The sequence below is a fragment of the Paenibacillus sp. p3-SID867 genome, assembly GCF_025142895.1.
Taxonomy (GTDB): Bacteria; Bacillota; Bacilli; order Paenibacillales; family Paenibacillaceae; genus Paenibacillus_AQ.
Map to the genome: position 1 here is coordinate 23283 of NZ_JAMBDM010000004.1, position 24275 is coordinate 47557.

Here is a 24275-nt window from a genome sequence, read left to right on the forward strand (position 1 = left end):
ACCTCCGTTCATACTTAATCCCATACTTTTAATCGTTCGACCATATCGGTCATTACATTCTTATCATGTTCACCCAGGTCGCTACGCTCCACCATTACCCGAAACTTATCCAGCTCCCGGATGCGCGTTTCATGCTTGCTCAGGAGCCCCAACTTCTCTTCATAGGACTCGAGGACCTGTTCTGCGCGCTTAATATGCTCGTAGACGGCCTGACGACTAATCTCAAATTCACCAGCGATTTCTCCAAGGGAAAAATCATCATGGAAATAATATTTCAAAAAGGTCTGCTGTTTCTCTGTCAGCAGCTGCTCATAGAAATCGAACAGCAAATTGATCCGGTTCGTCTTCTCGAGCCGATTCTCCTGACTCATTTAAGGGCACCCCCTCGTCAAGGAAAAACACTTTACAGTTCGCTTAACGAACCTTATCATACAAAAAACAAAGAAGGATGTCAAGCCATTTCCCTTGTCATCCTTCTCCATGTGCAGGAAGCCTTCTTCCTACCCGTTCAACCGATAGGAAGAAGGTATATCAGTATCGCAAAAAAGTGAAGAATCGAACCCGCCAGCACAAACAAATGCCAGATAGCATGATGGTACGGGAAGCCCCGCCACACATAGAATATGGTACCCAGCGTGTACAACACGCCTCCAATGGCAAGCAAATTCATCCCTTGAGGCGCTACAACCGCTGTTAACGGATTCCAGGCAATAACGATCAGCCAGCCCATCGCAATATAGAATATCGTGGAGAGGAACAGAAACTTCTTGACGAAGAATGCTTTAAACACGACACCGAACAGCGCAATGCCCCATACAATCCCAAAAAGACTCCAGCCCAGCGATCCCCGGATGGCAACCAGCAGGAATGGCGTATACGTCCCTGCGATGAACAAGTAAATGGAAGAGTGATCCATAAACTCAAAGAAATCCTTGGCTTTCCCGTCTCTCAAACCGTGCACGAGCGTGGAGCTCAGATACAGCAGGAGCATCGTTGAGCCATAGATCGTGAAGCTCACCACATGCCAGGCTGTGCCTTTCAAACTTGAAAATACGATTAGGAGCACCAGCGCAGCAACGCTAAGCGCCGCTCCTATGCCATGCGTTATTGCATTCGCTATCTCTTCTCTGCGTGGATAAGTGTAAGTATTGGCCATAACAGGTATCCTTTCGCTTGAAATCTTATAGAGGTTATTTCAAAAAAACTGACTTTTTGAACCCGACTTATACTTCATTATACGCCCTTCGGGCATGCAAAATCAAAGCCGTCCCCTATATCAGCCCTTCTGCGATTGGAAGAATTGCTGGATAGCGCTGACGATTTGGCGGGACGCGGTGCCGTCGCCAAACGGATTATGGGCTCTGGCCATGCTGTGGTACGCTTCCTTATCCGTCAGCAGCCGCTCTATTTCTGCCTGAACCGCTTCACACTCCGTACCAACGCATTTTAGGGTACCTGCTGTGACCCCTTCCGGGCGTTCGGTTTTATCCCTCAGTACCAGAACCGGCTTCCCCAGTGACGGCGCTTCCTCCTGTATGCCGCCGGAATCCGTCAAGACCAGATAGGAACGCTGCATGATATGATGGAGATCAACGACATCGAGCGGTTCGGTCAAGTGGATTCGCTCGTGCCCCTCAAGCTCTTGCGCGACCGCCTCCTGTAGTACAGGGTTCGGATGGACCGGATATATCACTTCAATGTCAGGGTGCTTCTGGATCACCCGCTTCACAGCCTCAAATACCCCTTTCATCGGTGCTCCCCAATTCTCCCGCCGATGCATGGTCATCAGTATTAAGCGGCTGTCTTTCCGTAACTTGTTCTGTATCGGATGTTTAAAAGGAGACTTTAGCGTCCACTTCATTGCATCGATTCCCGTGTTTCCCGTTACATATACGTGAGCCGAACGATTCTCGGCTTTGAGATTTGCTGCCGACAGCGCCGTCGGGGCAAAATGCATATCCGCCACCCTGCCGATCCACTCGCGATTCATCTCCTCTGGAAACGGCGCGTATTTGTCATACGTCCTCAGCCCTGCTTCCACATGTCCCACCGGAACCTTTGCGTAATAAGCTGCCAAAGCACCAATGAATGCCGTTGTGGTATCTCCATGGACCAGCACTAGATCATATTTTCTCGCTTGGAATACCTTCTCCATCCCTTTTAGCAGGTCAGCGCTCAAATTGTATAAGGATTGCCCTTCCTTCATGATATTCAGATCCGTTTGCGTCTGGATTTCAAAAAAACGAAGCACCTGGTCCAGCATCTCCCGGTGCTGGGCGGTTACGCATACGATTGGAGTTAATCCCGGGGATGACTCCAATTCCTTGACCAAAGGTGCCATTTTAATCGCTTCCGGACGCGTTCCGAATATAACCAGAACATTTTTATGTTTCACGAACCTTCACTCCCCCTCGTTTTATATGAAAAGATAGATCTGAAACCTCATATCTTAAGCATTATATGGAAAGTTGATAGATTCGTTCCGGTCATGAGCAAGCTTGTAGAAATCAACCATTTTTCTGCGATTCGGCTTATTCGTCCAATTCTATGAAGCTAGCAACGCATATATTATCCCGAGTACAAAGAAAGGAGGAAACCTCTTGGCTGTTATCATTTATCCGAGAACGATGAACTGGTCGTATATGAAACAGAGACCGCAGCAGCTTATGGCTCAATTGGGCGCGCTTGGTCATCAGGTTTTCTTCGAAAACCTGGCACCGCTGGATAAGGAATTCAAAGAAATTGAACCGAATGTGTTCCTGTTCACAGATACCAAAACCTTTTTGCACAAAAAGCTGCCTGCCCTTCGCAAAGAACATCCGATTGTCGTCTGGACGACCTGGTCTAAGCTCCGTACGCGCATTTCCACACTCTTCAAACCCGACGTCACCATCTACGACTGCTGTGATGAATTTCCGCATTGGGCAAAATATGAACCCAAAATGATTGATGAAGCGGACCATGTCGTATGTACCGCAGAGGTGATTCACACCCGGTTGTCCCTGGCATATCCGGATAAACCGCTTACCCTGATCCCGAATGGCGCAGACTCTTCATTTTTCCATATTCCATTCAGTGAAAGACCCACCGATCTCCCTCCGGGTCCTGTTGTCGCTTATATCGGCGCCTGGGCTTATTGGGTAGATCATGAGCTGTTCGCTAAGGCGGCCCTTCGTTTTCCGAACGTCCAATTCGTTTCCATTGGAGCTCCTTACGGCAGCTCCGGCGATTATTCGAAGCTCCCCAATGTGCATATACTTGGTGAAAAGCCACACCAGGAGCTCAAGCGTTATCTGACTCATATAGATGTTGCATTGATCCCCTTCCAATATCATCCGATTACGCTGGCAACCAATCCAGTCAAAGCATACGAGTATCTGGCATCCGGTGTCCGGGTATTGTCGACGGCTCTGCCGGAATGCATCGCCATGGAGCCGCATGTTACTACAGCGACCACCCATGATGATTTCTTGGGCAAGCTGTCCTCCATGCTCCATCAGCCGGACACGGAAGAGCATAAATTGGCCCGCATTGCCTACGCCAGAGAGAATCGCTGGGTTGAACGCGGATTGAAAGCCGATCAAGTGATCCGCCAGGCCATCCTGGACAAAGGCATGAACCACCATTGAAACCCTATGCCAGAATCCGTACCCAGCCATTCGGCTACAGGGACATCGATACGACAGCCTACCGTGAACACATCATTCAGGAAATCTCACAAATAGATCATGAGTGGATTCTATGGAGCGGTACCTTGTCTTTTTCCCATAAAAGCGCACAGCATTCCATTCCGATACCACCCCATATTCCAGATCGTATTGCCTGTATATGCATGAACGGCGCCCCTCTGTATTGGAGAAAAACCTGGCTGCTTGCTACTCTCACCCGCTGGGATAACAGGCTTCCGGCTGCTAAATTTCTGCCTTACGATCTGCTGCCCGCCGATCCAAGCCTTACGATGCATCTGGACCCGACGCAAAATCCTCCGTATCAAAAGGATCTGGAGTATATTCTCCCTATTCTGTCCGCAACAAGAATGCGAGGGAATACCGCCAGTTCGAAAGGGGCTTTATCCCCTGAAATTCCTCCGCAGCCTGTCATCTCCATTCTGATGAGCATTCATAATATGAAGGACACTTTAGGGTGGAGCATCCGTTCCGTGTTGGCTCAATCAAGCGATAAGTGGGAGCTGCTAATAGGCGATGACGGCTCGGAGGACGACAGTCTGGAGGAAGCCTGCGCTTATCTTGACAGCAGAATCCGGGTCCTGTCCCAATCGCGTAACCGCGGAAAGGCGATCATGATGAATCGGCTGTTATTTGAAGCAAAGGGTCGATATATTCTGGAATTGGATGGAGATGACTGGCTGGCACCGGATGCGATTGAACTCCTGTCTGACGCGCTTGACCAGAATCCGGACGGCAGGATGGCCACGGGGCGGTATGGATGCTGGGAACGAACCAGGCAGTTCGGTCCCCTATGGAGAAGAAACGTTGATTCCGGCCATCTTTATTCGTCCTGGTCTGCTTCCTTAAATCGAACGACCCAACATGGGCACCCGCTTGTCCCTCGAATGTATCGCAAGTCATCCTTAATCGCCATTGGCGGCTGGTGGAATCGGGAGGATCTTCTCGGGCGTATCTTCGAAGATATCGATGTCACCGCCAGGCTTCTTAAGCACAGCTCACCGGTTCAGGTCGATGCCGTCTTGTATCATCGCGTCCTTTATGGCAGCAGCACCAGCCAGCGTAACCGCAGCCTCTTCGAAGCCTGGTGTCAGCTAACAGGCAAGAGCTAGACAACGCTTGAAAAGGAGGTGATACGTAAATGCATATTGCCGCTTCCGGGTACTATGGAATGGGAAACTTCGGTGATGATTTATTTCTTCACACCCTTCGCCAGGTATTCCACGATCATCACGTCTATCCATGGAACTCCCGATTGGATCCCCGCCAGACGGATGCCTTTATCATCGGTGGTGGCGATTTAATTACACCCTACTCATTCAATTCCTATTACTTCCCTCCGCAGCTCAAAGGACAGCCTACCTGGGTCTACGGTGTCGGCATCGTGGACGCCTACCCGGAACACACCTGGCCTGAGGAGCAGGTATCCGCCTACCGGGAGATAATCTCCAAGGCAAACCGCGCGGTATTCCGGGATGATCGATCGTCGGCCATCGCCAGGCGGGCAGGCTTCCACCGAAATGTTGAAACCGCCCCTGATATGGTATTCGGTTATCGTCAGCCCGATATCCCGGTGAAACGATTCTCTAAGCGCCCCACCGTTGGCGTTGTTGTGTTTTCCTATGAATCGTTCCCGATGGAGAACATGGCCAAACTGCTGGGGCATCTTATCGCCAAAGGTTATCATGCCGTCCTTATTCCGGTTATTCATCATCCGGGCAACGCGTACTCCGATTACAACACCTGTCTGCAATTGCAGCAGAAGGTAAGGGAGCTGACCCCTGGCGCTTCCATTGAAACGCTGCCGTTTCTCATGGATATCGAGCTCACCTACAGCTTCATACAATCCGTGGACTATCTGATATCATTCAAGCTTCACCCGACGCTAGCCGCTTTACGCGGCGGCAAGCCTGTACTGGCGCTTAGCACCATGAGCAAAGTGCATAGCCTGCTGAGCTCTTTTCGTCTCGGTCAGTACTTTACGGATTATCGTCAGCCGCTTGATGTGCTGGTCGATAAAACCGAAACCTTCCTTAAATATGGCCCTGGTCATGTGGAGCGAATTATGCCCATGATCCGTGCAGCGGAGGAAGAAAGCACCGCTTCGCTTCTGGATTTAAAGAACCATATCGAGGAGCACAACCGTTGGTAATACAGAAAGGAGAATGACTATGTGTTGCTTCCTGTTCTGCAGAAGACTTGCCGGCAGAGTCAAAATGTTAACACGGCAGGTCGAACTTCTAAGCCAGGAAACCAGTCAACTAACCGAACGGGTAGAGTCACTGGAGAGTCAGGTTCTCACGGGTTTAACGATTAATCCGGAGCTGATTCAATTTTTCGAAGTCCGTACCGGCCAACAAGTACGGGTCAGCACAACGTTTGTTACGCTGGAAGGAGTCGTTCTGGCTACTGCTGAAGATGGTGTTCAGCTCCGTGAAGCATCGGGCGACCTTGTGCTGATTCCATTTGCCAATATTACTTCCGTTCAGTAATACCTTCAGATGATACGGAATGTCAGCTTCAAACTTTCATAACGGCAAGGAGGTTAACCGATATGCGCTACGTGGATTGGCTGCAAGGATTTATCGGCTCGGAAACCGAAGTAACGGTGTCGGGAGATGTGATCATCGGCACGCTGACCGAAGTGGGCGAGGGAACCATCACCTTAAAAGTACCACCCATCATCTATGGTCCTCCTACAGATACTGCCATCATCCCGCTTCGTTCGATTGAGTTCGTTCGAATCGTCTCTTCATAAAAAGCATGTGCCCGTAGATTGTACCGAACATGGAAAAGGACCGAAAGTTATACTTTCGGTCCTTTTGTATACATAGCGACTAGACAAGTGCCTAGCCTTGTTGTTCTGCGGCATTCTCTTCTTCTTTAATCAAACCCGCAAAGAGGGCATGAACGAACTGCTCCGAGTCAAAGGTCTGGAGATCGCCCATTTTCTCTCCCAAGCCTACCAGCTTCACCGGAAGATTCAACTCCTGCCGAATCGCGATAACGATGCCGCCCTTAGCCGTGCCATCCAGCTTGGTTAATACGAGGCCGGTCACACCGCTCTTCTCTCCGAACAGCTTCGCCTGGCTTAGCGCATTCTGTCCTGTCGTCGCATCAAGGACCATCAGCACCTCATGCGGAGCGCTCGGGATTTCGCGTTGAATAACGCGGAAGATTTTATTCAACTCTTCCATCAGATTCGTTTTGTTCTGAAGGCGTCCCGCCGTGTCGCAGAGCAGAACATCCGCTTGCCGCTGCTTGGCTGCTTGAACCGCATCGAACATAACAGCTGCCGGGTCTGAGCCGGGCTGCTGTTTAATGACTTCAACGCCAACCCGTTCTCCCCATACCTCCAGCTGTTCAATCGCACCTGCACGGAATGTGTCGCCAGCGGCGAGCAAAACCTTCTTGCCCTCCTGCTTGTAACGATGTGCCAGCTTACCAATCGTGGTGGTTTTGCCGACTCCGTTAACGCCGACAAACAGAATGACCGTAATTCCATCCGGATTCTCCCTCAGCTCATTGCTGCTGTCATCACGAAGGAGTCCCATCAGTTTCTCGGACAAGACCGGCTGCAGATCGGCAGCGTCCTCAATCCGCCGTTTCTTCACTTCGGCACGAAGATCGTCCATCAGATCCATCACCGTATTGACGCCGACGTCAGCACCAATCAGAATCTCTTCCAATTCCTCGTAAAATTCTTCATCGATCTTTTTCCGGCGAATGACCAGGTCCGACACTTTCTCGATAAATCCCTTCCGAGTTTTCTCGAGTCCGTCCCGGAACTGTTTTGTTACGTTTTCCGTTTTGCTGGAAATGCTCTCTTTTAACTTCTTAAAAAAGCTCATACGTACCCTCCATGTCGTTATGTTAAATTAGGCAATCTCCGCTTCCTCATTCTCAAGCTTGACGGACACCAGCTTCGACACGCCGCCTTCTTCCATCGTGACGCCGTACAACACGTCGGCCTCTTCCATCGTTCCTTTGCGGTGGGTGACCACGATAAACTGCGTTTGCTCAGAGAACTCCCGCAGATACTGGGCAAACCGGACCACATTCGCTTCGTCAAGCGCCGCTTCGACCTCATCCAGTACGCAGAACGGTACCGGCTTCACCTGCAGAATGGCAAACAACAGCGCCATAGCGGTTAATGCACGCTCTCCACCGGAGAGAAGCTGCAGATTTTGCAGCTTCTTGCCAGGAGGCTGCGCAACGATATCGATCCCCGTCTCAAGCAATCGATCCGGATCGATCAGGACCAGGTCGGCACGTCCACCTCCGAACAACTTCGTAAATACCGTGCCGAACTCCCGCCGGATCGCATCAAACGTCAGCTTGAAACGCTTGGACATTTCATCGTCCATTTCCTTAATGACCTGGTACAGGGTCGTCTTCGCTTCAACCAGATCTGCCTTTTGCTCACTTAAGAACAGGTATCTCTCATTAACGCGCTGATACTCTTCGATGGCCCCAAGATTGACATCTCCCAGGGAAGTTATCGACCTCTTCAAGTCACGCACTTCGTTCTGAGCGCCAGTGATGTCTTCCGGAATCGGATACCGCTGCTTGGCAAGCTCATAACTCAGCTCATAGTCCTCGCTCAATTTCTTCAATATATTCTCAAGCTCAACATCGAGCCGGTTTACCCCAATCTCGGTCTGGCGAAGCTGATCATCCACGGCCCGCAGCTGCGTGCGCTGTTCCTTGGTTTCGCTCTCTTCCAGCTCCAGCTTCCGGCTAAGCGCGGTACGTGCAGCCCGCTTGAATTCCAGCTGCTGCGTAGCCTCTTCCTTCTTCAGCTTGTACTGGTTCAGATCCTCGATCTGCTTTACGCTTTCGCTTTCGTTCTGATTCAAGTCGGCTTGAACGGAGGCCAGCATCGTGCGGTTTTGTTTCTGCTCCTTCTCGTGGTTGTCGACATCCGACTGAAGACGCTTGAGCTGTTCTTCCAGCGAGAAGGTTTCCTGATCCAGCTTTCCTTCGCGCACCTTGAGGTTGGTCAGCTGACTCTGAAGCTCTTCCTTCGCCGATTCATTAGCTTTACGGGCAAATTCTGCAGCTTGGATCGCCAGATGGGTTGATTTCTCTTCCTCCTCCAGCTCGGACAACAGCTTCTGCGCGCGTTCACGGCTTGCCTGAATCTCTTTGGCTTCCTTCTCTTGACTGCTCTTCTCCTCGCCTGCCAGCTCGGCTTGTTCGAGGACGTGGCGCAGCTCATGCTCAAGCTGCTTGCGGTCCCCTGCAGCCTGCTGTTCCTCGATTCGCTTGTCGTCTCCGGCTTTACGAAGCTCGTCCAGCTTATCCTGAGATTCGATCATTTGATTCCGGACGCCTTCAATGCCCTGCTGCAGCTTCTCCAGTTGCTTCTCGGTCTCCGTGATTTCCTGATCCAGCTGCTCCAGCTGACGCTTGCGTCCCAGCAGGCTGTTCGTTTTCTTGTGCTGACTGCCGCCTGTCATGGATCCGCCTGCATTGACCACGTCGCCCTCGAGTGTGACGACACGGAAGCGATAGGAGAATCTTGCAGCAATCTTGTTCGCTTGCTCCAGGGTCTCGGCGATCACGACATTGCCCAGTAGGCTGCCGACGATGTTGCTGTATCTTGAATCATACTTCACCAACTCGGAGCCAAAGCCTACAAACCCGGCTTCCCCTTCTGCCAAGTGCCGATCCGAAGCGGATACATTCCGTGGACGAATGACGTCCAAAGGCAGGAAGGTTGCCCGTCCTAACTGGCGCTGCTTCAGGAAGGCAATCGCCTGCCTGGATACGGATTCGTTCTCCATGACGATATGCTGAACCGATGCGCCAAGGGCTGTCTCCATCGCAAGCTCCAGCTTTTCCGGTACACGAATCAGCTCGGCCACCGCACCGTGGACCCCATGGAGCACGGATTTGCGGGAAGCCTTCAGTACTTCCTTAACACCCAGCATAAATCCGTCAAAATCGTCCTGAAGCTCTTTCATGGTATCGCGGCGGGAAATTTGCGCCTCCCGCTTCTGCTCCCATTTCCGAAGGGCTCCCTGCGTCTCTTCCTGCAATTTCTGCAGGGATTGATATCGCTCACTCTCGCTGATATAACCGCTGCGGAGTTCTGCAATCTCTTTACCGAAGCGTTCAATACTTCGATCGATGCTATCTTTGCGGCGGAGCAGATCCTCTTTCAGGGCTTCCCATTTACCCGACTCCTCTTGCGCCCGATTCATCCGCCGATCCAGCGCCTCCTGCTGCTGGTCGGCGTAACGGATTTCATTCCGGGCTTGAGCCATTTGGTTCATAAGCTCCAGCAAATTCCCCTTCAAGCTCTCTTCCTGCTGCTGGCTGATTCCGCCGGTTACGCCCACCAGCTTCGCTTCTTCCGCTGACAGCTGGTCCCGCACTTGGGTTAATTCCTGCTGTAGTTCCTGCAGCTTGCTCTTCATGCTCGCAAGCTCGCCTACGCGCGCTCCAAGACGTTGATCGCCTGATTGCAAACTTTCTTCCAGCTGCTCGCGCGTACGTTCCAGGTTGCGGCGGCGTTCCTTGAGCACCTCGCCATAGCCTTCGCTCTTCTCGAACAGCTCACTGAATTGAAGCAGCTGGCTCTGCAGATCCTCAACTTCCTGCTCCAGCTGGCGCAGCGCTGATCTGTCACTCTCCAGTTTGGCATCGTGCGCGGATACAACGGTGGACAGCGCGAGCTGCTCTTCCTTCAGCTGTTCAAGCTTCGCATTGGCCTCGCTCCATGAGGTATGTATCTGTTCGATCTGATACACATACAGCGAGATTTCCTTGTGCTTCAGCTTCTCCCGAAGCTCCTTGTAGCGAATGGCCTTCTCGGACTGCTCTTTGAGTGGTCCGATCTGATCCTCAAGCTCCGTGACCAAGTCATGGATGCGAAGCAGGTTTTGCTCTGTTTCATCCAGCTTGCGCACAGACTCTTTTTTACGAGATTTATATTTAACGATCCCGGATGCTTCCTCAAAAATCCCCCGGCGATCTTCTGAACGTGTACTCAATATTTCCTCGATACGGCCTTGTCCAATGATGGAATAGGCTTCTTTACCAATTCCCGTGTCCATGAACAGCTCCGTAATATCCTTGAGTCGGCATGATTGCCTATTAATGAAATACTCGCTGTCCCCGCTGCGGTGCACCCTCCTAGTTACGGTTACCTCATTAAAATCAAGCGGTAGTACATGATCCTCATTATCCAGAGTAAGGGAGACCTCTCCATAATTAACCGCTTTACGCGCATCGCTTCCGGCAAAGATAATGTCCTCCATCTTGCCGCCGCGAAGCGATTTGGCGCTCTGCTCGCCAAGCACCCAGCGGATCCCATCGGAAATGTTGCTCTTTCCGCTGCCATTCGGACCTACAACGGCTGTAATTCCCCGGACAAATTCCATCTCCGTCTTGTCGGCAAACGATTTAAATCCTGCTAACTCGATCCGTTTCAAAAACATATTCGAACTATCACCTCTCCTGCTATTGTAACATAAGTAGAATCGGCTTCACCGCCGTCTTTGGACGAGGTCCATCAACGTTATAAGCAGCTGTCCCTTGATCAAAAGACAGACAACGAAAAGAGCAAAAAACAGTCATCCTATCCGGGTCCGGTTATCCGCTTGACTGCTCTTTGCTCTTTGTTTGTCATCACATCAGCGAAGCTTTAGGCATCCGCACGTTTCAGCTGCTTTAAGGCTACTGCCGCTGCTTGCTGCTCGGCTTCTTTCTTGGATCTGCCGCTTCCGCGTCCAAGACATTCGCTTCCCATGTATACCTCCGAGACAAACTCCCGCTCATGTGCCGGTCCTCGCTCTTCTACGATACGATATTCCAGTGCGCCCATGCCGTGATGCTGGGTCAGTTCCTGAAGCTCAGTCTTATAATCGCTCATCTGCGGACGACCGTTGACGGTCACCGTGGGAAAGACATGGTCGCTTAAAAACCGGCGAACCGCTTCCAATCCCTGATCCAGATAAAGCGCCCCCACAAATGACTCAAATACGTCTGCCAGAAGTGCCGGGCGGGTTCGACCGCCCGTCATTTCCTCTCCTTTGCCTAACAGAACGTAACGACCAAAGTCCAGACCTACAGCGAATTGCACCAGGGAGGGCTCACATACGATAGCGGCCCGCAGCTTGGTTAACTCGCCTTCCGGACGGTCCGGAAAAAGGTTGTATAAGAATTCGCTCACCGTCAGTTCCAGAACAGCATCCCCTAGAAATTCAAGACGCTCGTTGTCCTGGCTCTGACTGAAGCGATGTTCGTTTACATAAGATGCGTGGGTAAAGGCCTGCTTCAGCAGCATTGCATTGCGAAACTGGATTTGAAGTTTATGCTGTAACTGCTTCAGATCTCCACTCAACACACTGTCCCCTTACTCGGCGTATTTTTTCAGGATAATCGTGGCATTATGCCCGCCAAATCCGAACGAATTGGACATGACGATATCCAAATCGGCTTTACGCGGGTGATTCGGTACGTAGTCAAGATCGCACTCCGGATCTTGATCATCCAGGTTAATCGTTGGTGCAATGGTTTGGTTCTTCAAGCTCAGCCCGCAGATAACCGCTTCAACGCCGCCGGCAGCCCCAAGTAAATGACCCGTCATCGACTTGGTTGAACTAACGGCTACTTTATAGGCATGGTCACCGAGAGCCATCTTAACGGCCTTCGTTTCCGAGCGGTCTCCCACCGGCGTTGAAGTCCCGTGAGCATTAATGTAATCCACATCCTCCGGCGCAATGCCTGCGTCACGGATCGCCATCTTCATGCAGCGAGCTGCTCCATCCGGATCCGGCTCGGTAATATGATGGGCATCGGCACTAAGGCCATAGCCAACCACCTCGGCATAAATTTTGGCACCGCGTTTCAACGCATGCTCCAGGGATTCGATCACGAGCACGCCCGCGCCTTCACCCATAACAAAACCGTCGCGGCCGGTATCGAATGGCCGACTGGCTTTTTCCGGCTCGTCATTACGGGTTGACATTGCACGCATAGCGCAGAAACCAGCCATCCCTGTTGGACGAATGGTTGCCTCCGCCCCGCCGCAGATCATGACATCGGCATCACCGCGCTGTATCAGACGGTATGAATCGCCGATCGAATGCGTTCCGGTAGCACAAGCCGTAACCTGTGTGGTGTTCGGACCCTTGGCTCCCAGATTGATCGACATCTGGCCTGAGGCCATGTTAGCGATCATCATTGGAATAAAGAAGGGGCTTACACGTTTCGGGCCTTTTTCGAGCAGGATATTATGCTGATCCTCCCAAGTGCCCAAACCGCCGATACCCGATCCGATCGAAACGCCAACCCGTTCTGCATCGGCATTCACGCCAATTTCAAGGCCACTGTCCTCCAGCGCCTTCGAACCGGCTGCAACCGCAAGCTGTACAAAACGGTCCATCCTGCGGGCTTCTTTGCGATCCATGTAATCCTCCGGATTAAAATCCTTCATGGATGCTGCGATCTGTGTTGTGTAATCACTCACATCAAATGCTTCGATGCGGGATACGCCAGACTTGCCTTCCATCAAACTGTTCCAGAATGTATCCAGGTCTTGACCAATCGAGGTCATGACGCCCATTCCTGTTACAACGACTCTATGTTTCAAACAGTTTCACCTCTATATGGACTGCCCGTCCATCTATGAAGCCGCATATGCAGACTCATGATAACGAAGGCAGTAATAATCTATCACTTGTTTGTGCTAAAAAAGCTTGGATTGAATGTGGAGAAGTCCCGTCTTGCTAAAGAACGGGACTTAACTGTAATGACTTAGGTATGAGATTGTATGTAGTTTACAACTTCACCTACGGTCGTAATTTTCTCCGCATCTTCATCAGAGATCTCCATATCAAACTCATCTTCCAACTCCATCACCAATTCAACTACATCGAGAGAATCAGCTCCAAGGTCGTCTTTGAAAGATGCTTCTAATGTTACGTCGGCTTCGTCAACACCCAGGCGGTCGATAACGATGCGTTTCACGCGTTCCAATACATCGGACATCCGGCTCACCTCCTCTTGGTAATTATACGAGATATGACTTCAAATTGCCATAGAAGGCATTTGAAAACGATTTAATGCCCAGCGGCCAGCGCCGGGACATTGGCGGCGCCTACATATACATGCCGCCATCCACATGCAGCACTTGTCCAGTCATATAGGATGCACTGGAAGATGCTAGAAAAGCAACCACGCCGGCAATCTCCTCCGGCTGCCCCAGGCGGGCGAGCGGAATTCCGCCAAGCAGGCCTTCCCGCGTGTCCTCAGGAAGTTCCCGGGTCATATCGGTATCGATAAAACCAGGTGCCACGGCGTTCACCGTAATTCCACGGGAAGCGAGCTCCCTAGCGGCTGATTTGGTCAGACCGATGACTCCGGCTTTGGCCGCAACATAGTTGGCCTGCCCCGGATTGCCAAGCGCTCCGACAACGGAGGATATATTGATAATGCGCCCATAACGTTGTTTCATCATAGGACGCGTCACCGCCTTAAGGCAATTGAATACCCCTTTCAGATTCGTTTCGATTACCTGATCGAACTCCTCTTCCTTCATCCGCATGATTAGATTGTCTCTAGTGATCCCTGCATTATTCACCAGGATATCAATTCGACCAAAAGTCTCCAACACCTGCTTTACCATGGCATCGGCTTCTTCGGTCCGTCCAACGTTGGATTTAACCGCGATGGCCGATACGCCTTTTGCGCGAATCGCTTCCACAACCTCGGCTGCAGCCGCTTCGCTACCTGCATAATTGACAGCAACGTTAGCGCCCAAATCGGCAAGTCCGAGAGCAATGCTCCGGCCAATGCCGCGGGAAGCACCCGTAACAAGCGCAGTCTGTCCTTTTAGAGCTTCACTCATACCTATTCCTCCTTTCCGAAAGTAATCTGGTTTTTATCCATCGTTATTTATACGACCGTCTCCAAACTGCTGACGCTGTCCAGACTATTTACATTAATGACTTTGACGGATTTGTCAATCTTCTTGATCAAACCGCTGAGAACACTGCCCGGACCAATCTCGACGAAAGTGTCCACTCCTTGAGCGATCATCCATTCCACGCTGTCATGCCATAGCACGGGAGAGTAAACCTGCTCCACCAACAAACCGCGGATGGCAGCGGCATCTTCCACCGGACGCGCCGTCACATTGGCAACTACCGGAACGGACGGGGTATTAAACGCAGCCTGCTCCAGTTTATCAGCCAGTCGGTTAGCCGCCTCCTTCATCAAGGTCGAATGGAAGGGTCCGCTTACCTCCAGAGGGATAGCCCGCTTGCCGCCTGCTTCCTTGACTCTTTCTGCGGCAATTGCGACGCCCTGTGCGGAACCCGAGATAACGATTTGTCCCGGACAGTTCATGTTCGCAAGTTCTACAACATGCCCCTCTGCCGTAATGCTCTTGCACAGCTCGGACAAAGCCTCACGGTCTGCCCCAAGCACGGCTGCCATGGCGCCTTGACCTCCGGGTACGGCTGCCTCCATGTATTCTCCGCGGGCTCTAACGATCGATACCGCTTCTTCGAAAGAAAGCACGCCTGCACATACAAGTGCGCTGTATTCGCCAAGGGAATGTCCCGCAACGTAATCCGGTTCGATCCCCTTGCCGCGAATGGCTTCCAGATAAGCCATGCTGGTTGCGAGGAGAGCTGGCTGCGTATTTACCGTTTGTTTCAAATCTTCATCAGGACCATTAAAAATAATGGAACTGAGCGGAAATCCAAGCTGTTCATCCGCGATAAAAAACAGATCCCTTGCGGCAGGAACCGCATCATAGGCATCCTTTCCCATTCCGACGGACTGAGCGCCCTGACCTGGAAATATAAATGCTGTTTTACCCAAAATCGTTAGCTCCCTTCTTTTATTTCACTAGTTCTACATACTATTCTGTTACCAGATGAGTACGGAGGAACCCCAGGTTAATCCTCCGCCAAAACCAACCATCAACACCTTGTCTCCTTCTTTCAGACGACCGGATTCCTGTGCTTCGACAAGAGCCAGCGGCACGGAAGCGGCTGAGGTGTTGGCGTATTTATCAACATTGATTACGACTTTCTCTTCCGGAAGCTCCAAGCGCTCCATGGCAGACTTAATGATCCGGATGTTGGCTTGATGAGGAATGAATAAGTCGATATCCTTTTTGTCGATGCCTGCTTTGGATAACACGGCTTCCGTGGCAGATCCCATCACCCGTACCGCAAATTTGAACACTTCGCGGCCGTTCATATAAATAAAGTGTTTATTCGTATTAATCGTTTCAGCGGAAGCCGGCAATCTCGAACCGCCTGCCTCTATGTACAGATGTGCTCCACCCGCACCTTCAGCACCCAGATCAAAGGCTTGGAATCCCCGTCCTTCCGGCACTTCGCCGACGATTGCCGCACCGGCACCGTCCCCAAACAGGACGCAGGTGTTCCGATCCGTGTAATCCGTAATGCGGGACAAGCAGTCTACCCCGATAACCAGAGCGTTGTTATACATACCTGTTTTCACGAAATTCGTGGCCGTTGCAAGGCCATATACAAACCCCGAGCAAGCAGCAGACAGGTCAAATGCCGCCGCCTTCTTGGCACCCAGACGATCCTGGAGAAGACATGCTGTAGAAGGAAAGAACATATCCGGCGTAATCGTCGCCACAATAATCAATTCCAGATCCTCGGCGTTCATTCCAGCGGATTTCAACGCGTTCACAGCAGCATGATAAGCCAAATCCGACGTCGCTTCGTTCGGAGCGGCAATATGTCGTTCCCGGATTCCCGTCATCGAGACAATCCATTCATCGCTTGTATCTACCATTTTCTCTAAATCATGATTTGACAATATTTTCTCAGGTACGTATTTGCCTGTGCCAATAATACCGACCGGACGCAAATTGTTCATTTCCTCACTCACTTCCCGCTGATTTCATTCGAAATACTCTCTACCAATCGGTTCTGGAGCGCCGTCCGCGCTTGGCGAACCCCATTCTTGATGGCGTTCGCATCCGATGAACCATGGCTCTTAACGACCAGACCGCTCAGACCAAGCAAAGGTGCTCCGCCATGCTCCTTATAATCGAGCGTTGATTTCAGGCTGCGAAGCTCCGGCATCATCAAGGCGGCGGCCATCTTGGTCTTAAGCGACTTGCTGAACTGCTCCTTCAACAGCGAAAAGAGCGCACCAGCCGTTCCTTCAATCGATTTCAACAAAATATTGCCCGAGAACCCGTCACATACGAGTACATCACAAACCCCGTTCATGACATCGCGGGACTCGACGTTGCCAACAAAATGGATAGGCAGCTCCTCCAGTAACGGATAAGCATGCTTCGTCAATTCATTTCCCTTGCCCGGCTCGGTACCGACATTTAACAGCCCGACCCGCGGTTTGGTGATTCCGTGCACCTTCTCGCGATACAGGCTGCCCATTAGTGCGTACTGCTGCAGATGCTCAGGCTTCGAATCCATGTTCGCTCCGAGATCCAAGGCGAGCATCCCCTTGCCGTCGAGCGTAGGAATCATAGGCGCAAGCGCAGGACGCTCAATCCCCTTCATCCTGCCAACGACCAGCAACCCGGTCGTCATGAGGGCTCCCGTATTGCCAGCCGAGATCATGGCATCGGCTTCACCTTCACGAATCATGCGTCCCGCTACAACCATCGAAGCATCCTTCTTCCGGCGGACCGCCTTAACCGGCTCATCCTCCGTTTCAATGACTTCACTTGCATGAACCACCTTCAGATTGGACGGCTTCTCCTTCAGGAGCGCTCCAATCTGCGCTTCATCCCCAACGAGAATGATCTCGGTATCGCTCCATTCCCGTGCCGCAATGAGTGCGCCCTCGACGTTACTCTGGGGGGCATTATCGCCACCCATTGCATCAATCGCAATTCTCATGCCAAACTTCCTCCTTTACTTATGTCATTTACTTATGTCATTCTCCTGCAGATCGGTAGATTACGAAATTCCCCTGGAACACCATTTCATCAGCGACATAAGTAAACACTTCCACCTTGGCCTTCCCCTTCTGGCCGGCAATGGACCTAACGTAGGCTTTGGCAATGCATTTCTCGCCGAGACGAACCTGTCTCAAAAACCGTATATCCGCTGAAGACGTCAATGCGATTTCTTCATTGATTACGGCGATGGCAAGTGAATTGGCTTGAGCGAACACATAATGCCCACGGGCAATCCGCGTTTTGCTGAATACATGTTCCTCGCGGATTTCAAATATCGATATTCCGCTCTTGTCCAACTGCAAGTCAACGACATCCCCAATCACCTCTTCGAGCGACAAGGAACGAACCTGGTCATAGGAATGCTCCGCCATCTGCTTCATTCGCTCACGAAGCTCCGGGATGCCAAGTTCCATACGGTCAAGGCGTATCGTCTGAATGCTCACTTTAAGCTGGCGAGTCAACTCGCGGTCTGTAACAAAGGGATTCTCGTCGATCAGCTGAATCAGCCGCTGGTGACGGTCTTTCTTGGATAAACGATCGATGACGAAACAACTCCTTCTGCCGCTATGAAAGCCGCCATTCTTCAAACATATATATGTAAATTAGTCGCAAATATTAGAACCTGGTACTAATGTTAAGTATAAATCATGTCACGTCAAAAAGAAAGGGGGGCTTCAGACAAAAAAAATAGCACCTCACCGAAGATGAAGTACTACTTATTTAAAAACTATTGTTTGATGATCTCTCTTGCCTTATACGTTCCGCATACTTTACATACGCGATGAGCAAGCTTCAATTCTCCACATTGCTCGCATTTCACCATGCCTGGCACAGCCAGCTTAAAATGAGTACGACGCTTGTCACGACGTGTTTTGGACGTTCTACGTTGAGGTACTGCCATGTTCCCACCTCCTTATCAGTTCAACCCGCTGAACGGGTGCCATATCCATCATCATTTAAAGAAGTCCTTCAGACCGGCTAGCCTAGGATCGATCACTTCCGTATCGCAGTCGCACGTGCCTTCATTCAGGTCCTTGCCGCAATTCGGGCAGAGTCCCTTGCAGTCGGCTTTACATACCGGAGCTAGCGGCAGGTGGAGCAAAAATGCTTCTTCTACATAGGGAGTGAGATCCACACTCTCACCTTGCACGTATGTAGTGTCATCATTCTCATCCTGAATGGATTCAGGATCTTCCACCGGCTGGAATACTTCATGAAAAGGGATGTGCACATGTTCGCTGATCGGCTTCAGGCAGCGGGAGCAATTCATCTCCAGCTCGCCTTGCAATCGTCCACGAACATCCACCGTACCAGAAACCGATGGGATTGCTGTCAAATCCACGTCTAATGGCTGAACAGCAATGATATCCTTGCGGTCCTTAACGGCATTGCTTACATCCACGGTTTGATGGAACTGTAACGGTTGATCGCTGGTTGTCAATTTACGAAATTGAATTAGCATATCCATCACTCCAAACAAACAAAGATTATTATACCGATTCCCAAAGAGTTTTGTCAACAGGATAACCCTAACAACCTCTTTATTGTTACCCGATATTTCTCTTCATACTACCAGAATTACAACTCTCCCGGGGATGCGCTTATTGTTGCAGGATCGTCATGTAATTATGTTATATTCTAATCAAGGAGTTGAAACGAATGAAGACGGTTGGCATTGTCGTTGAATATAATCCCTTACATAACGGTCATGTATTGCATTATCGCAAATCCAAAGAAGTCACGGGGGCAGATGCCGTCGTTGCGGTGATGAGCGGTCCGTTTCTCCAGCGCGGCGAGCCTGCCATCGCAAGCAAGCGCGCACGGGCGGAAATGGCCCTTGCCATGGGAGTTGACCTGTGCCTCGAGCTGCCGGTAACCTATGCCGTGCAGCCTGCGGAATGGTTCGCGTACGGTGCGGTAGCCATTCTGGAGGCTACGGGCGTAGTGAATTGCCTATCCTTCGGATCCGAAAGCGGTACGCTGGAGCAGATTCTGCCGTTGTCCCGTTCGCTCGCCAACGAATCCGGCGAGCTTCGATCCGAAATCGAAAAGCGCCTCCGGGAAGGCATGAACTTCCCGTCCGCTTACGGCGCTGCCGCTGCTGCCCTATTCGGTGAGTCCGAACCGGCGATTGCCCATTTGCAAGAGCTGCTCACGCAGCCGAACAATTCCTTGGGCCTGCACTACCTAATCGCTCTAGAGCGCCTGGGAAGCCGCATTACACCCTACACCATTCCAAGAGAAAACGCACAGTACCATGATCCCTTGCCGGGAGCGTCGTCCATTGCCAGTGCAACCGCCATCCGGAACATTATTCTGTCAGAGGGCTTGGAAGCCGCCAGACCCTATATGCCGGAATTCACGCACAGCATCATGGAGCGGGAAATCAAGAGCGGACGAGCTCCTGTCCATTGGGAGCAGTTTCGTCAGCCGCTGTTTCAAACCCTGCTCACGCATACGCCCGCGCAGCTTGAAGGCCTTCTCGAAGTGACCGAAGGCTTGGAGCACCGTGTTCAGCGCTCGCTATTTCAGCTGGAGCAGCCGACGGTTGACGCCCTCCTGGAAGCGTTGAAGACCAAGCGCTATACGCGAACCAAGCTTCAGCGCATGCTGCTGCACATCATGCTGAATCATGACAAGGCATCGATGAATCGCGAAGAGCTGGCGAAAGGTCCGGGATATATCCGGGTCCTCGGCTTCAGCGAGACAGGACGTTCTCTGCTGAAACGAATGAAGCGCAGCGCAGCGCTCCCCGTCATTCACAAGCCGGCCAAGCTGGAGCATCCTCAGCTGGAGAGGGACCTGATGGCAGCCGCCGTTTATGCCAACGGGCAACCTAGGCCTGACATGCGCCACTACTACGGCGATTACCTGCTGCCGCCGCTCACCCCTTAGGCGGCAGCTCCTCCAGATAATCCACTGCGTCTTGCAGGTCCTCGACCGGGATCAGCTTCATGTCCGTTTTGATCCGGTCCGCGCGCTTCTTGGCTTCATCGTAATTTTTTTGCGGCACAAAAAAGATATCGGCTTCCTTCCGATCAGCAGCCACGATCTTGTGCTTCACGCCGCCAATGGGGCCTACGGCGCCTGATTTATCAATGGTACCCGTTCCGGCGACCCGGTAACCTTTGCTTAAATCACCATCAGTAAGCTGGTTATATATTTCAAGAGTAAAGATCAGTCCGGCTGACGGCCCACCGATATTGGTATCCGCAAAATGAATGGTGTGATCGGGATCGGCCGGCTCCACGCTTTGCATCGTGGCAATCATGACGCCTAATCCCGGACGCTCCGCTCCTGTCTTCTCATCCTTAATGCTCACAAGCTGAACCTGTTCCTTAACGGTTTTCCCTTTGCGTTCAAGCTCCACGGATACCACTTCCCCGATGCTTTTCCCGCCAAACAGGCTGGCAATTTTCTCATTATCCTCTGCCGGCTGCCCATCGATCTTGATCAATTTATCGCCAGGCCGGAAATGCTCGGCATTAACAGAATTCTCGGAGATCGACATCACGAATACATAAGCAGGCTCGATGCTGTAGTCAATTCCTGCTTCCTGATAGGCGGCTTCCATTGCAGACGACTGGGAAGAGTTCATGTAATACACTTGTGTGGCTGCATACTCATCCTTGCTCTGATCGCCCATTTTCTCAGCTTTTTTCACAACCTCCGCATTCGGGTTAAACGCAGACATCATCAACAACGCCATATTGGCATAGCTTGCCGACACGGTTGTCATCATAAAAGTGCCCTCTTCCGCCGGATCGCCCTTCTCGACATTGATCATGGGGCGAACCTCTTCGGCACTCCCCGGCTGGTATACGAGATAAGGGGTCGGCATATAAACGACAACGTACAGCATGACCCCGACCATTAACAAATACAGCGCAATTTTTAAGCCATTCGGTTTTACAGACTTCTTCATGTGGTTCCCTTCCCTCCGCCTTATATATCCAGCCTTCCACCAAGTTTGGTCTGACGGTTGTCTCCTTTGCATAAAGTTGTACTAGCCATGTTTACGCTGAAAGGAGATTCCTTATGAATAAAGACAACGCCGTCAAGTCATCAAACGGGCTGTGGAACACCATCCTGCTGGGTGCCGCCGCTTTCCTGCTTGTACTGGCTGTCGTCAGCGCGCCCGAACCTGCCTTCCAAGCCACCCTGCAAGCACTTAAGCTGTGGTGGAATATCGTATTTCCCGCTTTGCTGCCTTTTCTCGTACTGGTGGAAATACTCATCGCCTATGGCTGGGCCCATGGGGTTGGCGTACTGCTGGACCCTTTGATGAAAAAAATATTCAAACTTCCCGGTGCTGGCGGCTGGGTTCTTATAACAGGAATGACGGCCGGGTTCCCGGCAGGAGCGCAGGCCGCCTCCCGAATGTATACACAAGGCGAGCTTCGCGCCATGGATGCCGGAAGGCTCGCCGCTATATCCCATTTCTGTAATCCAATGACCATTCTCGTTGTCATCGGAACCGGCCTCCTTCATAAACCGGAGGCTGGGTATCTGCTGCTGATCGTTCATTGGATTTCCGGACTGCTAGCCGCTTGGATATTCGGACTCTTTCATAAACCGGCTTCTTCAGAAGACACACGACGGTTTAATTCAACTCTCCACTCAGTACGGACAAGGGAAAACGCCCAACGCCCCCTTCTTAAAAGGGCAGCGACTGCGGCGCTGGAGGCCCATCAACGGGATGGGCGGAGCTTTGGCAAATTACTGGGCGATTCCGTTACCCGTTCAGTTCAAACCTTAATGATGACAGGCGGCTTTATCTTGTTCTTCGCCGTCCTGACCAGAGTATTGAGCGGTCACCTGCTGCCGCAGCTTCCACCCTATCTTGTATCCGGAATTTTGGAGGCCCATCTGGCAGCCCAGTCCATCAGCTCCTCGGCATTCCAAGCTGGAATTATACAGCTGGCTGTACTGTCCGCCGCACTTGCATGGAGCGGAATCAGCGCTCAGCTGCAAAGCTTGTCGCTCATGCGGGAAACCGGTCTCTCTTGGCGTTACTTTATGATGAAGCGAGCCCTGCATTCCATGCTCGCCTTTGCGATTACACTGGCAATGTGGAAGCCGGTCAGCGCCCTTTCAGCAGGCATCGTACCGGCTTTCCGAACAGAACCGCTGGATCACGCCAATACGGATCAGCACTTCAACTTTTGGAGCGGATTGCCTTCATTCTTGCAGGTTCAAGGCGCGATCTGCTTATTATTGATAGCGGCGTTCTGGCTGTGTTCCCGTCTTATTGACCGTTATCGCCGCTAAATTTACGGCGCATCGCGGCATGGACCTCGGGGCTTACCAGATCCGTGGTGTCTCCATTAAAATGAGCGATTTCCTTAACAAGACTTGAGCTAAGGAACGAATATTTCGGGTGCGTCATCATGAAGATTGTCTCGGCATCCGGATTCAGCTTGTGATTGGTGGATGCCAGCTGAAGTTCATATTCAAAGTCGGTCACCGTGCGGATCCCCCGTACGATGACCTGGGCATTCTTCTGACGGATATAATTCGCCAAAAGGTCACGAAAGCTGTCGATTTCCACATTCGGAAGATGCGCGGTTTCCTGTTTTAAGAGATCCTTGCGCTCTTCAATCGTAAACAGCGGGTTCTTGCTTAAGTTATTCAACACGGCCACAATCAGCAGATCAAACTGCTTGGAAGCGCGTGTGATGATATCCATATGTCCCATGGTGACCGGATCAAAGCTTCCCGGATATACGGCAACTCGGTATGTACTAGTATTCTCATTTGTCATCTTGTAATTCCTCCTCATCAAGCTCTGACGCTTGATCTTGCGCTGTGTCGTAACGATATATCGAAATGGCGGTTTCTCCGTATTTCGCGGTCCGGAAACAACAAAAATCACCAAACTTCTCAGGATAATTGTAACTTGATTCGTATTCCAATACCACCACAGCTGGATCCTGCAGCAAACCTCGCTCCGCCATATCCAGCATCAGCTCGTCACCATTCTTAAACCTGTATGGCGGGTCTAAAAAGACCAGATCGAACTTGTAGCCGCGCTTCTCAAGCGCTTTAAGCGCTCGTCCCGCATCGTTGCGGTACACCTCAGCGCTATCTTCTAGTCTGGCCGCCTTCAAATTATCCTTGATCGTACTGATGCTCTTCGGTTCAACATCAATAAAAACAGCACGATCCATCCCCCGGCTTAACGCCTCAATGCCAAGGCCTCCCGTGCCTGCGAACAGGTCAAGCAGGGCGCCCCCCTCAAAGTAAGGGCCGATCATACTGAATATGGATTCTTTCACTTTATCCGTCGTCGGACGGGTGCTTGTACCAGGCACACTTTTGAGCGGCCGGCCCTTTGCACTTCCGGATACTACTCTCACTGCTTCATTCACCCGTTTCATTATCTATAAATTAATTGCCAAGACAACGCCATTGACAGTGATTATCGTAACACAATCAGCCCATATATGAAAAACGAAACATAATGTCTCGCCATTTTTTTTCAAAGCCATGTATATTTCTACCACAGCCGGGCATCCTTGAAATATCGACATCAATGAATGTCGTAGACAACCGCGGAGAAGACTTACGTTTCCCCATAAGCTCTTCGTCCGGTTTCTCCTCTCCCATGAGGGAATCTCTTCGGAGGTTCCCGAACTAAATCCCTGTAACGG

Annotated in this window: 25 protein-coding genes; 7 read left to right on the forward strand and 18 right to left on the reverse strand. The window is 51.4% G+C overall.

All coding sequences use genetic code 11. The annotated features are described in order from the left end of the window. Nucleotides 1-14: 14 nt before the first annotated feature. From M4D81_RS09030 to wecB, 3 genes are all read right to left on the reverse strand, one after another. Complete coding sequence (locus M4D81_RS09030) at nt 15-371, reverse strand: putative DNA-binding protein (RefSeq protein WP_071220053.1); 357 nt, start codon at nt 369-371, stop codon at nt 15-17. A 137-nt stretch (nt 372-508) separates the two neighbouring features. Beyond that, nucleotides 509-1156, reverse strand: coding sequence for a PAQR family membrane homeostasis protein TrhA (gene trhA / locus M4D81_RS09035; protein WP_071220052.1), 648 nt, complete (start codon nt 1154-1156; stop codon nt 509-511). 120 nt (nt 1157-1276) lie between these two features. Next, the gene (gene wecB / locus M4D81_RS09040) at nt 1277-2395 is read right to left on the reverse strand and encodes a non-hydrolyzing UDP-N-acetylglucosamine 2-epimerase (RefSeq protein ID WP_260065768.1); all 1119 of its coding nucleotides are present in this window, start codon (nt 2393-2395) and stop codon (nt 1277-1279) included. Between the two features lie 205 nt (nt 2396-2600). On the opposite strand from wecB, the gene M4D81_RS09045 reads away from it, so the two are divergent. The 5 genes from M4D81_RS09045 to M4D81_RS09065 all read left to right on the forward strand — a co-directional run bounded on the left by M4D81_RS09045 (nt 2601) and on the right by M4D81_RS09065 (nt 6444). Beyond that, nucleotides 2601-3629 carry a glycosyltransferase family protein gene (locus M4D81_RS09045; protein ID WP_071220051.1) on the forward strand — a complete coding sequence of 343 codons (1029 nt, stop codon included), beginning with the start codon at nt 2601-2603 and terminating at the stop codon, nt 3627-3629. Next, on the forward strand, nt 3626-4798 hold the full coding sequence (locus tag M4D81_RS09050) for a glycosyltransferase family 2 protein (RefSeq protein WP_260065770.1): 1173 nt from the start codon (nt 3626-3628) through the stop codon (nt 4796-4798). Before M4D81_RS09045 ends, M4D81_RS09050 begins: the two co-directional genes overlap by 4 nt. Nucleotides 4799-4827: 29 nt before the next feature. Next, nucleotides 4828-5838, forward strand: coding sequence for a polysaccharide pyruvyl transferase family protein (locus tag M4D81_RS09055; protein WP_260065771.1), 1011 nt, complete (start codon nt 4828-4830; stop codon nt 5836-5838). A 19-nt stretch (nt 5839-5857) separates the two neighbouring features. Further along, nucleotides 5858-6178: a hypothetical protein gene (locus M4D81_RS09060; protein WP_071220048.1), complete on the forward strand. Its 321-nt coding sequence runs from the start codon at nt 5858-5860 to the stop codon at nt 6176-6178. A gap of 62 nt (nt 6179-6240) precedes the next feature. Continuing rightward, the gene (locus M4D81_RS09065; RefSeq protein ID WP_071220047.1) at nt 6241-6444 is read left to right on the forward strand and encodes a hypothetical protein; all 204 of its coding nucleotides are present in this window, start codon (nt 6241-6243) and stop codon (nt 6442-6444) included. A gap of 91 nt (nt 6445-6535) precedes the next feature. Here the strand turns inward: M4D81_RS09065 and ftsY are convergent, their stop codons facing one another. The 12 genes from ftsY to M4D81_RS09125 all read right to left on the reverse strand — a co-directional run bounded on the left by ftsY (nt 6536) and on the right by M4D81_RS09125 (nt 19084). Next, complete coding sequence (gene ftsY / locus M4D81_RS09070) at nt 6536-7537, reverse strand: signal recognition particle-docking protein FtsY (RefSeq protein ID WP_071220046.1); 1002 nt, start codon at nt 7535-7537, stop codon at nt 6536-6538. A 27-nt stretch (nt 7538-7564) separates the two neighbouring features. After that, the gene (gene smc / locus M4D81_RS09075; RefSeq protein ID WP_071220045.1) at nt 7565-11134 is read right to left on the reverse strand and encodes a chromosome segregation protein SMC; all 3570 of its coding nucleotides are present in this window, start codon (nt 11132-11134) and stop codon (nt 7565-7567) included. Nucleotides 11135-11340: 206 nt separating this feature from the next. Then, nucleotides 11341-12039 (reverse strand): ribonuclease III, encoded by a 699-nt coding sequence (gene rnc, locus M4D81_RS09080; RefSeq protein WP_071220044.1) that lies wholly within the window; start codon nt 12037-12039, stop codon nt 11341-11343. A 12-nt stretch (nt 12040-12051) separates the two neighbouring features. Further along, nucleotides 12052-13290: a beta-ketoacyl-ACP synthase II gene (fabF, locus tag M4D81_RS09085; RefSeq protein WP_260065773.1), complete on the reverse strand. Its 1239-nt coding sequence runs from the start codon at nt 13288-13290 to the stop codon at nt 12052-12054. Between the two features lie 164 nt (nt 13291-13454). Beyond that, nucleotides 13455-13688 (reverse strand): acyl carrier protein, encoded by a 234-nt coding sequence (acpP, locus tag M4D81_RS09090; RefSeq protein WP_006211375.1) that lies wholly within the window; start codon nt 13686-13688, stop codon nt 13455-13457. Between the two features lie 109 nt (nt 13689-13797). After that, a complete protein-coding gene (gene fabG, locus M4D81_RS09095; RefSeq protein WP_260065774.1) occupies nt 13798-14547 on the reverse strand; it encodes a 3-oxoacyl-[acyl-carrier-protein] reductase in 750 nt (249 codons plus the stop codon). Nucleotides 14548-14594: 47 nt separating this feature from the next. Further along, the gene (gene fabD, locus M4D81_RS09100; protein WP_260065775.1) at nt 14595-15527 is read right to left on the reverse strand and encodes an ACP S-malonyltransferase; all 933 of its coding nucleotides are present in this window, start codon (nt 15525-15527) and stop codon (nt 14595-14597) included. A 48-nt stretch (nt 15528-15575) separates the two neighbouring features. Then, on the reverse strand, nt 15576-16565 hold the full coding sequence (locus M4D81_RS09105; RefSeq protein WP_071220040.1) for a beta-ketoacyl-ACP synthase III: 990 nt from the start codon (nt 16563-16565) through the stop codon (nt 15576-15578). An 8-nt stretch (nt 16566-16573) separates the two neighbouring features. Further along, entirely contained in the window at nt 16574-17560 is a 987-nt protein-coding gene (gene plsX / locus M4D81_RS09110) for a phosphate acyltransferase PlsX (RefSeq protein ID WP_260065777.1), read from the reverse strand. A gap of 37 nt (nt 17561-17597) precedes the next feature. After that, nucleotides 17598-18164: a transcription factor FapR gene (gene fapR, locus M4D81_RS09115; protein WP_036664034.1), complete on the reverse strand. Its 567-nt coding sequence runs from the start codon at nt 18162-18164 to the stop codon at nt 17598-17600. A 185-nt stretch (nt 18165-18349) separates the two neighbouring features. Continuing rightward, nucleotides 18350-18523, reverse strand: a complete 174-nt coding sequence (gene rpmF, locus M4D81_RS09120) for a 50S ribosomal protein L32 (RefSeq protein WP_006211382.1) — start codon at nt 18521-18523, stop codon at nt 18350-18352. A gap of 51 nt (nt 18524-18574) precedes the next feature. Next, entirely contained in the window at nt 18575-19084 is a 510-nt protein-coding gene (locus M4D81_RS09125) for a YceD family protein (RefSeq protein WP_071220038.1), read from the reverse strand. A 197-nt stretch (nt 19085-19281) separates the two neighbouring features. On the opposite strand from M4D81_RS09125, the gene M4D81_RS09130 reads away from it, so the two are divergent. Continuing rightward, nucleotides 19282-20517 (forward strand): nucleotidyltransferase, encoded by a 1236-nt coding sequence (locus M4D81_RS09130; protein ID WP_071220037.1) that lies wholly within the window; start codon nt 19282-19284, stop codon nt 20515-20517. Here M4D81_RS09130 and M4D81_RS09135 read toward each other — a convergent pair. Continuing rightward, nucleotides 20507-21547, reverse strand: a complete 1041-nt coding sequence (locus M4D81_RS09135) for a SepM family pheromone-processing serine protease (RefSeq protein ID WP_260065780.1) — start codon at nt 21545-21547, stop codon at nt 20507-20509. The genes M4D81_RS09130 and M4D81_RS09135 overlap by 11 nt on opposite strands. 113 nt (nt 21548-21660) lie before the next feature. Between M4D81_RS09135 and M4D81_RS09140 the strand changes: the two genes are divergently transcribed. Continuing rightward, nucleotides 21661-22893: a nucleoside recognition domain-containing protein gene (locus M4D81_RS09140; protein ID WP_260065781.1), complete on the forward strand. Its 1233-nt coding sequence runs from the start codon at nt 21661-21663 to the stop codon at nt 22891-22893. On the opposite strand, the gene coaD is transcribed toward M4D81_RS09140, so the two are convergent. After that, nucleotides 22871-23386, reverse strand: coding sequence for a pantetheine-phosphate adenylyltransferase (gene coaD, locus M4D81_RS09145; protein WP_071220034.1), 516 nt, complete (start codon nt 23384-23386; stop codon nt 22871-22873). The genes M4D81_RS09140 and coaD overlap by 23 nt on opposite strands. After that, nucleotides 23376-23981, reverse strand: a complete 606-nt coding sequence (rsmD, locus tag M4D81_RS09150) for a 16S rRNA (guanine(966)-N(2))-methyltransferase RsmD (protein ID WP_260065782.1) — start codon at nt 23979-23981, stop codon at nt 23376-23378. Before rsmD ends, coaD begins: the two co-directional genes overlap by 11 nt. Nucleotides 23982-24275: the final 294 nt, after the last annotated feature.

Bases quoted from the DNA above. Each gene is read 5' to 3' on its own strand.
- M4D81_RS09055 (WP_260065771.1), top strand. From the start codon at position 4,828: ATGCATATTGCCGCTTCCGGGTACTATGGAATGGGAAACTTCGGTGAT.
- M4D81_RS09065 (WP_071220047.1), top strand. From the start codon at position 6,241: ATGCGCTACGTGGATTGGCTGCAAGGATTTATCGGCTCGGAAACCGAA.
- M4D81_RS09140 (WP_260065781.1), top strand. From the start codon at position 21,661: ATGAATAAAGACAACGCCGTCAAGTCATCAAACGGGCTGTGGAACACC.
- plsX (WP_260065777.1), bottom strand. From the start codon at position 17,560: ATGAGAATTGCGATTGATGCAATGGGTGGCGATAATGCCCCCCAGAGT.
- M4D81_RS09060 (WP_071220048.1), top strand. From the start codon at position 5,858: ATGTGTTGCTTCCTGTTCTGCAGAAGACTTGCCGGCAGAGTCAAAATG.
- M4D81_RS09125 (WP_071220038.1), bottom strand. From the start codon at position 19,084: ATGCTAATTCAATTTCGTAAATTGACAACCAGCGATCAACCGTTACAG.
- smc (WP_071220045.1), bottom strand. From the start codon at position 11,134: ATGTTTTTGAAACGGATCGAGTTAGCAGGATTTAAATCGTTTGCCGAC.
- fabG (WP_260065774.1), bottom strand. From the start codon at position 14,547: ATGAGTGAAGCTCTAAAAGGACAGACTGCGCTTGTTACGGGTGCTTCC.
- M4D81_RS09135 (WP_260065780.1), bottom strand. From the start codon at position 21,547: ATGAAGAAGTCTGTAAAACCGAATGGCTTAAAAATTGCGCTGTATTTG.
- acpP (WP_006211375.1), bottom strand. From the start codon at position 13,688: ATGTCCGATGTATTGGAACGCGTGAAACGCATCGTTATCGACCGCCTG.
- M4D81_RS09105 (WP_071220040.1), bottom strand. From the start codon at position 16,565: ATGAACAATTTGCGTCCGGTCGGTATTATTGGCACAGGCAAATACGTA.
- rpmF (WP_006211382.1), bottom strand. From the start codon at position 18,523: ATGGCAGTACCTCAACGTAGAACGTCCAAAACACGTCGTGACAAGCGT.
- M4D81_RS09130 (WP_071220037.1), top strand. From the start codon at position 19,282: ATGAAGACGGTTGGCATTGTCGTTGAATATAATCCCTTACATAACGGT.
- coaD (WP_071220034.1), bottom strand. From the start codon at position 23,386: ATGACAAATGAGAATACTAGTACATACCGAGTTGCCGTATATCCGGGA.
- trhA (WP_071220052.1), bottom strand. From the start codon at position 1,156: ATGGCCAATACTTACACTTATCCACGCAGAGAAGAGATAGCGAATGCA.
- ftsY (WP_071220046.1), bottom strand. From the start codon at position 7,537: ATGAGCTTTTTTAAGAAGTTAAAAGAGAGCATTTCCAGCAAAACGGAA.
- M4D81_RS09030 (WP_071220053.1), bottom strand. From the start codon at position 371: ATGAGTCAGGAGAATCGGCTCGAGAAGACGAACCGGATCAATTTGCTG.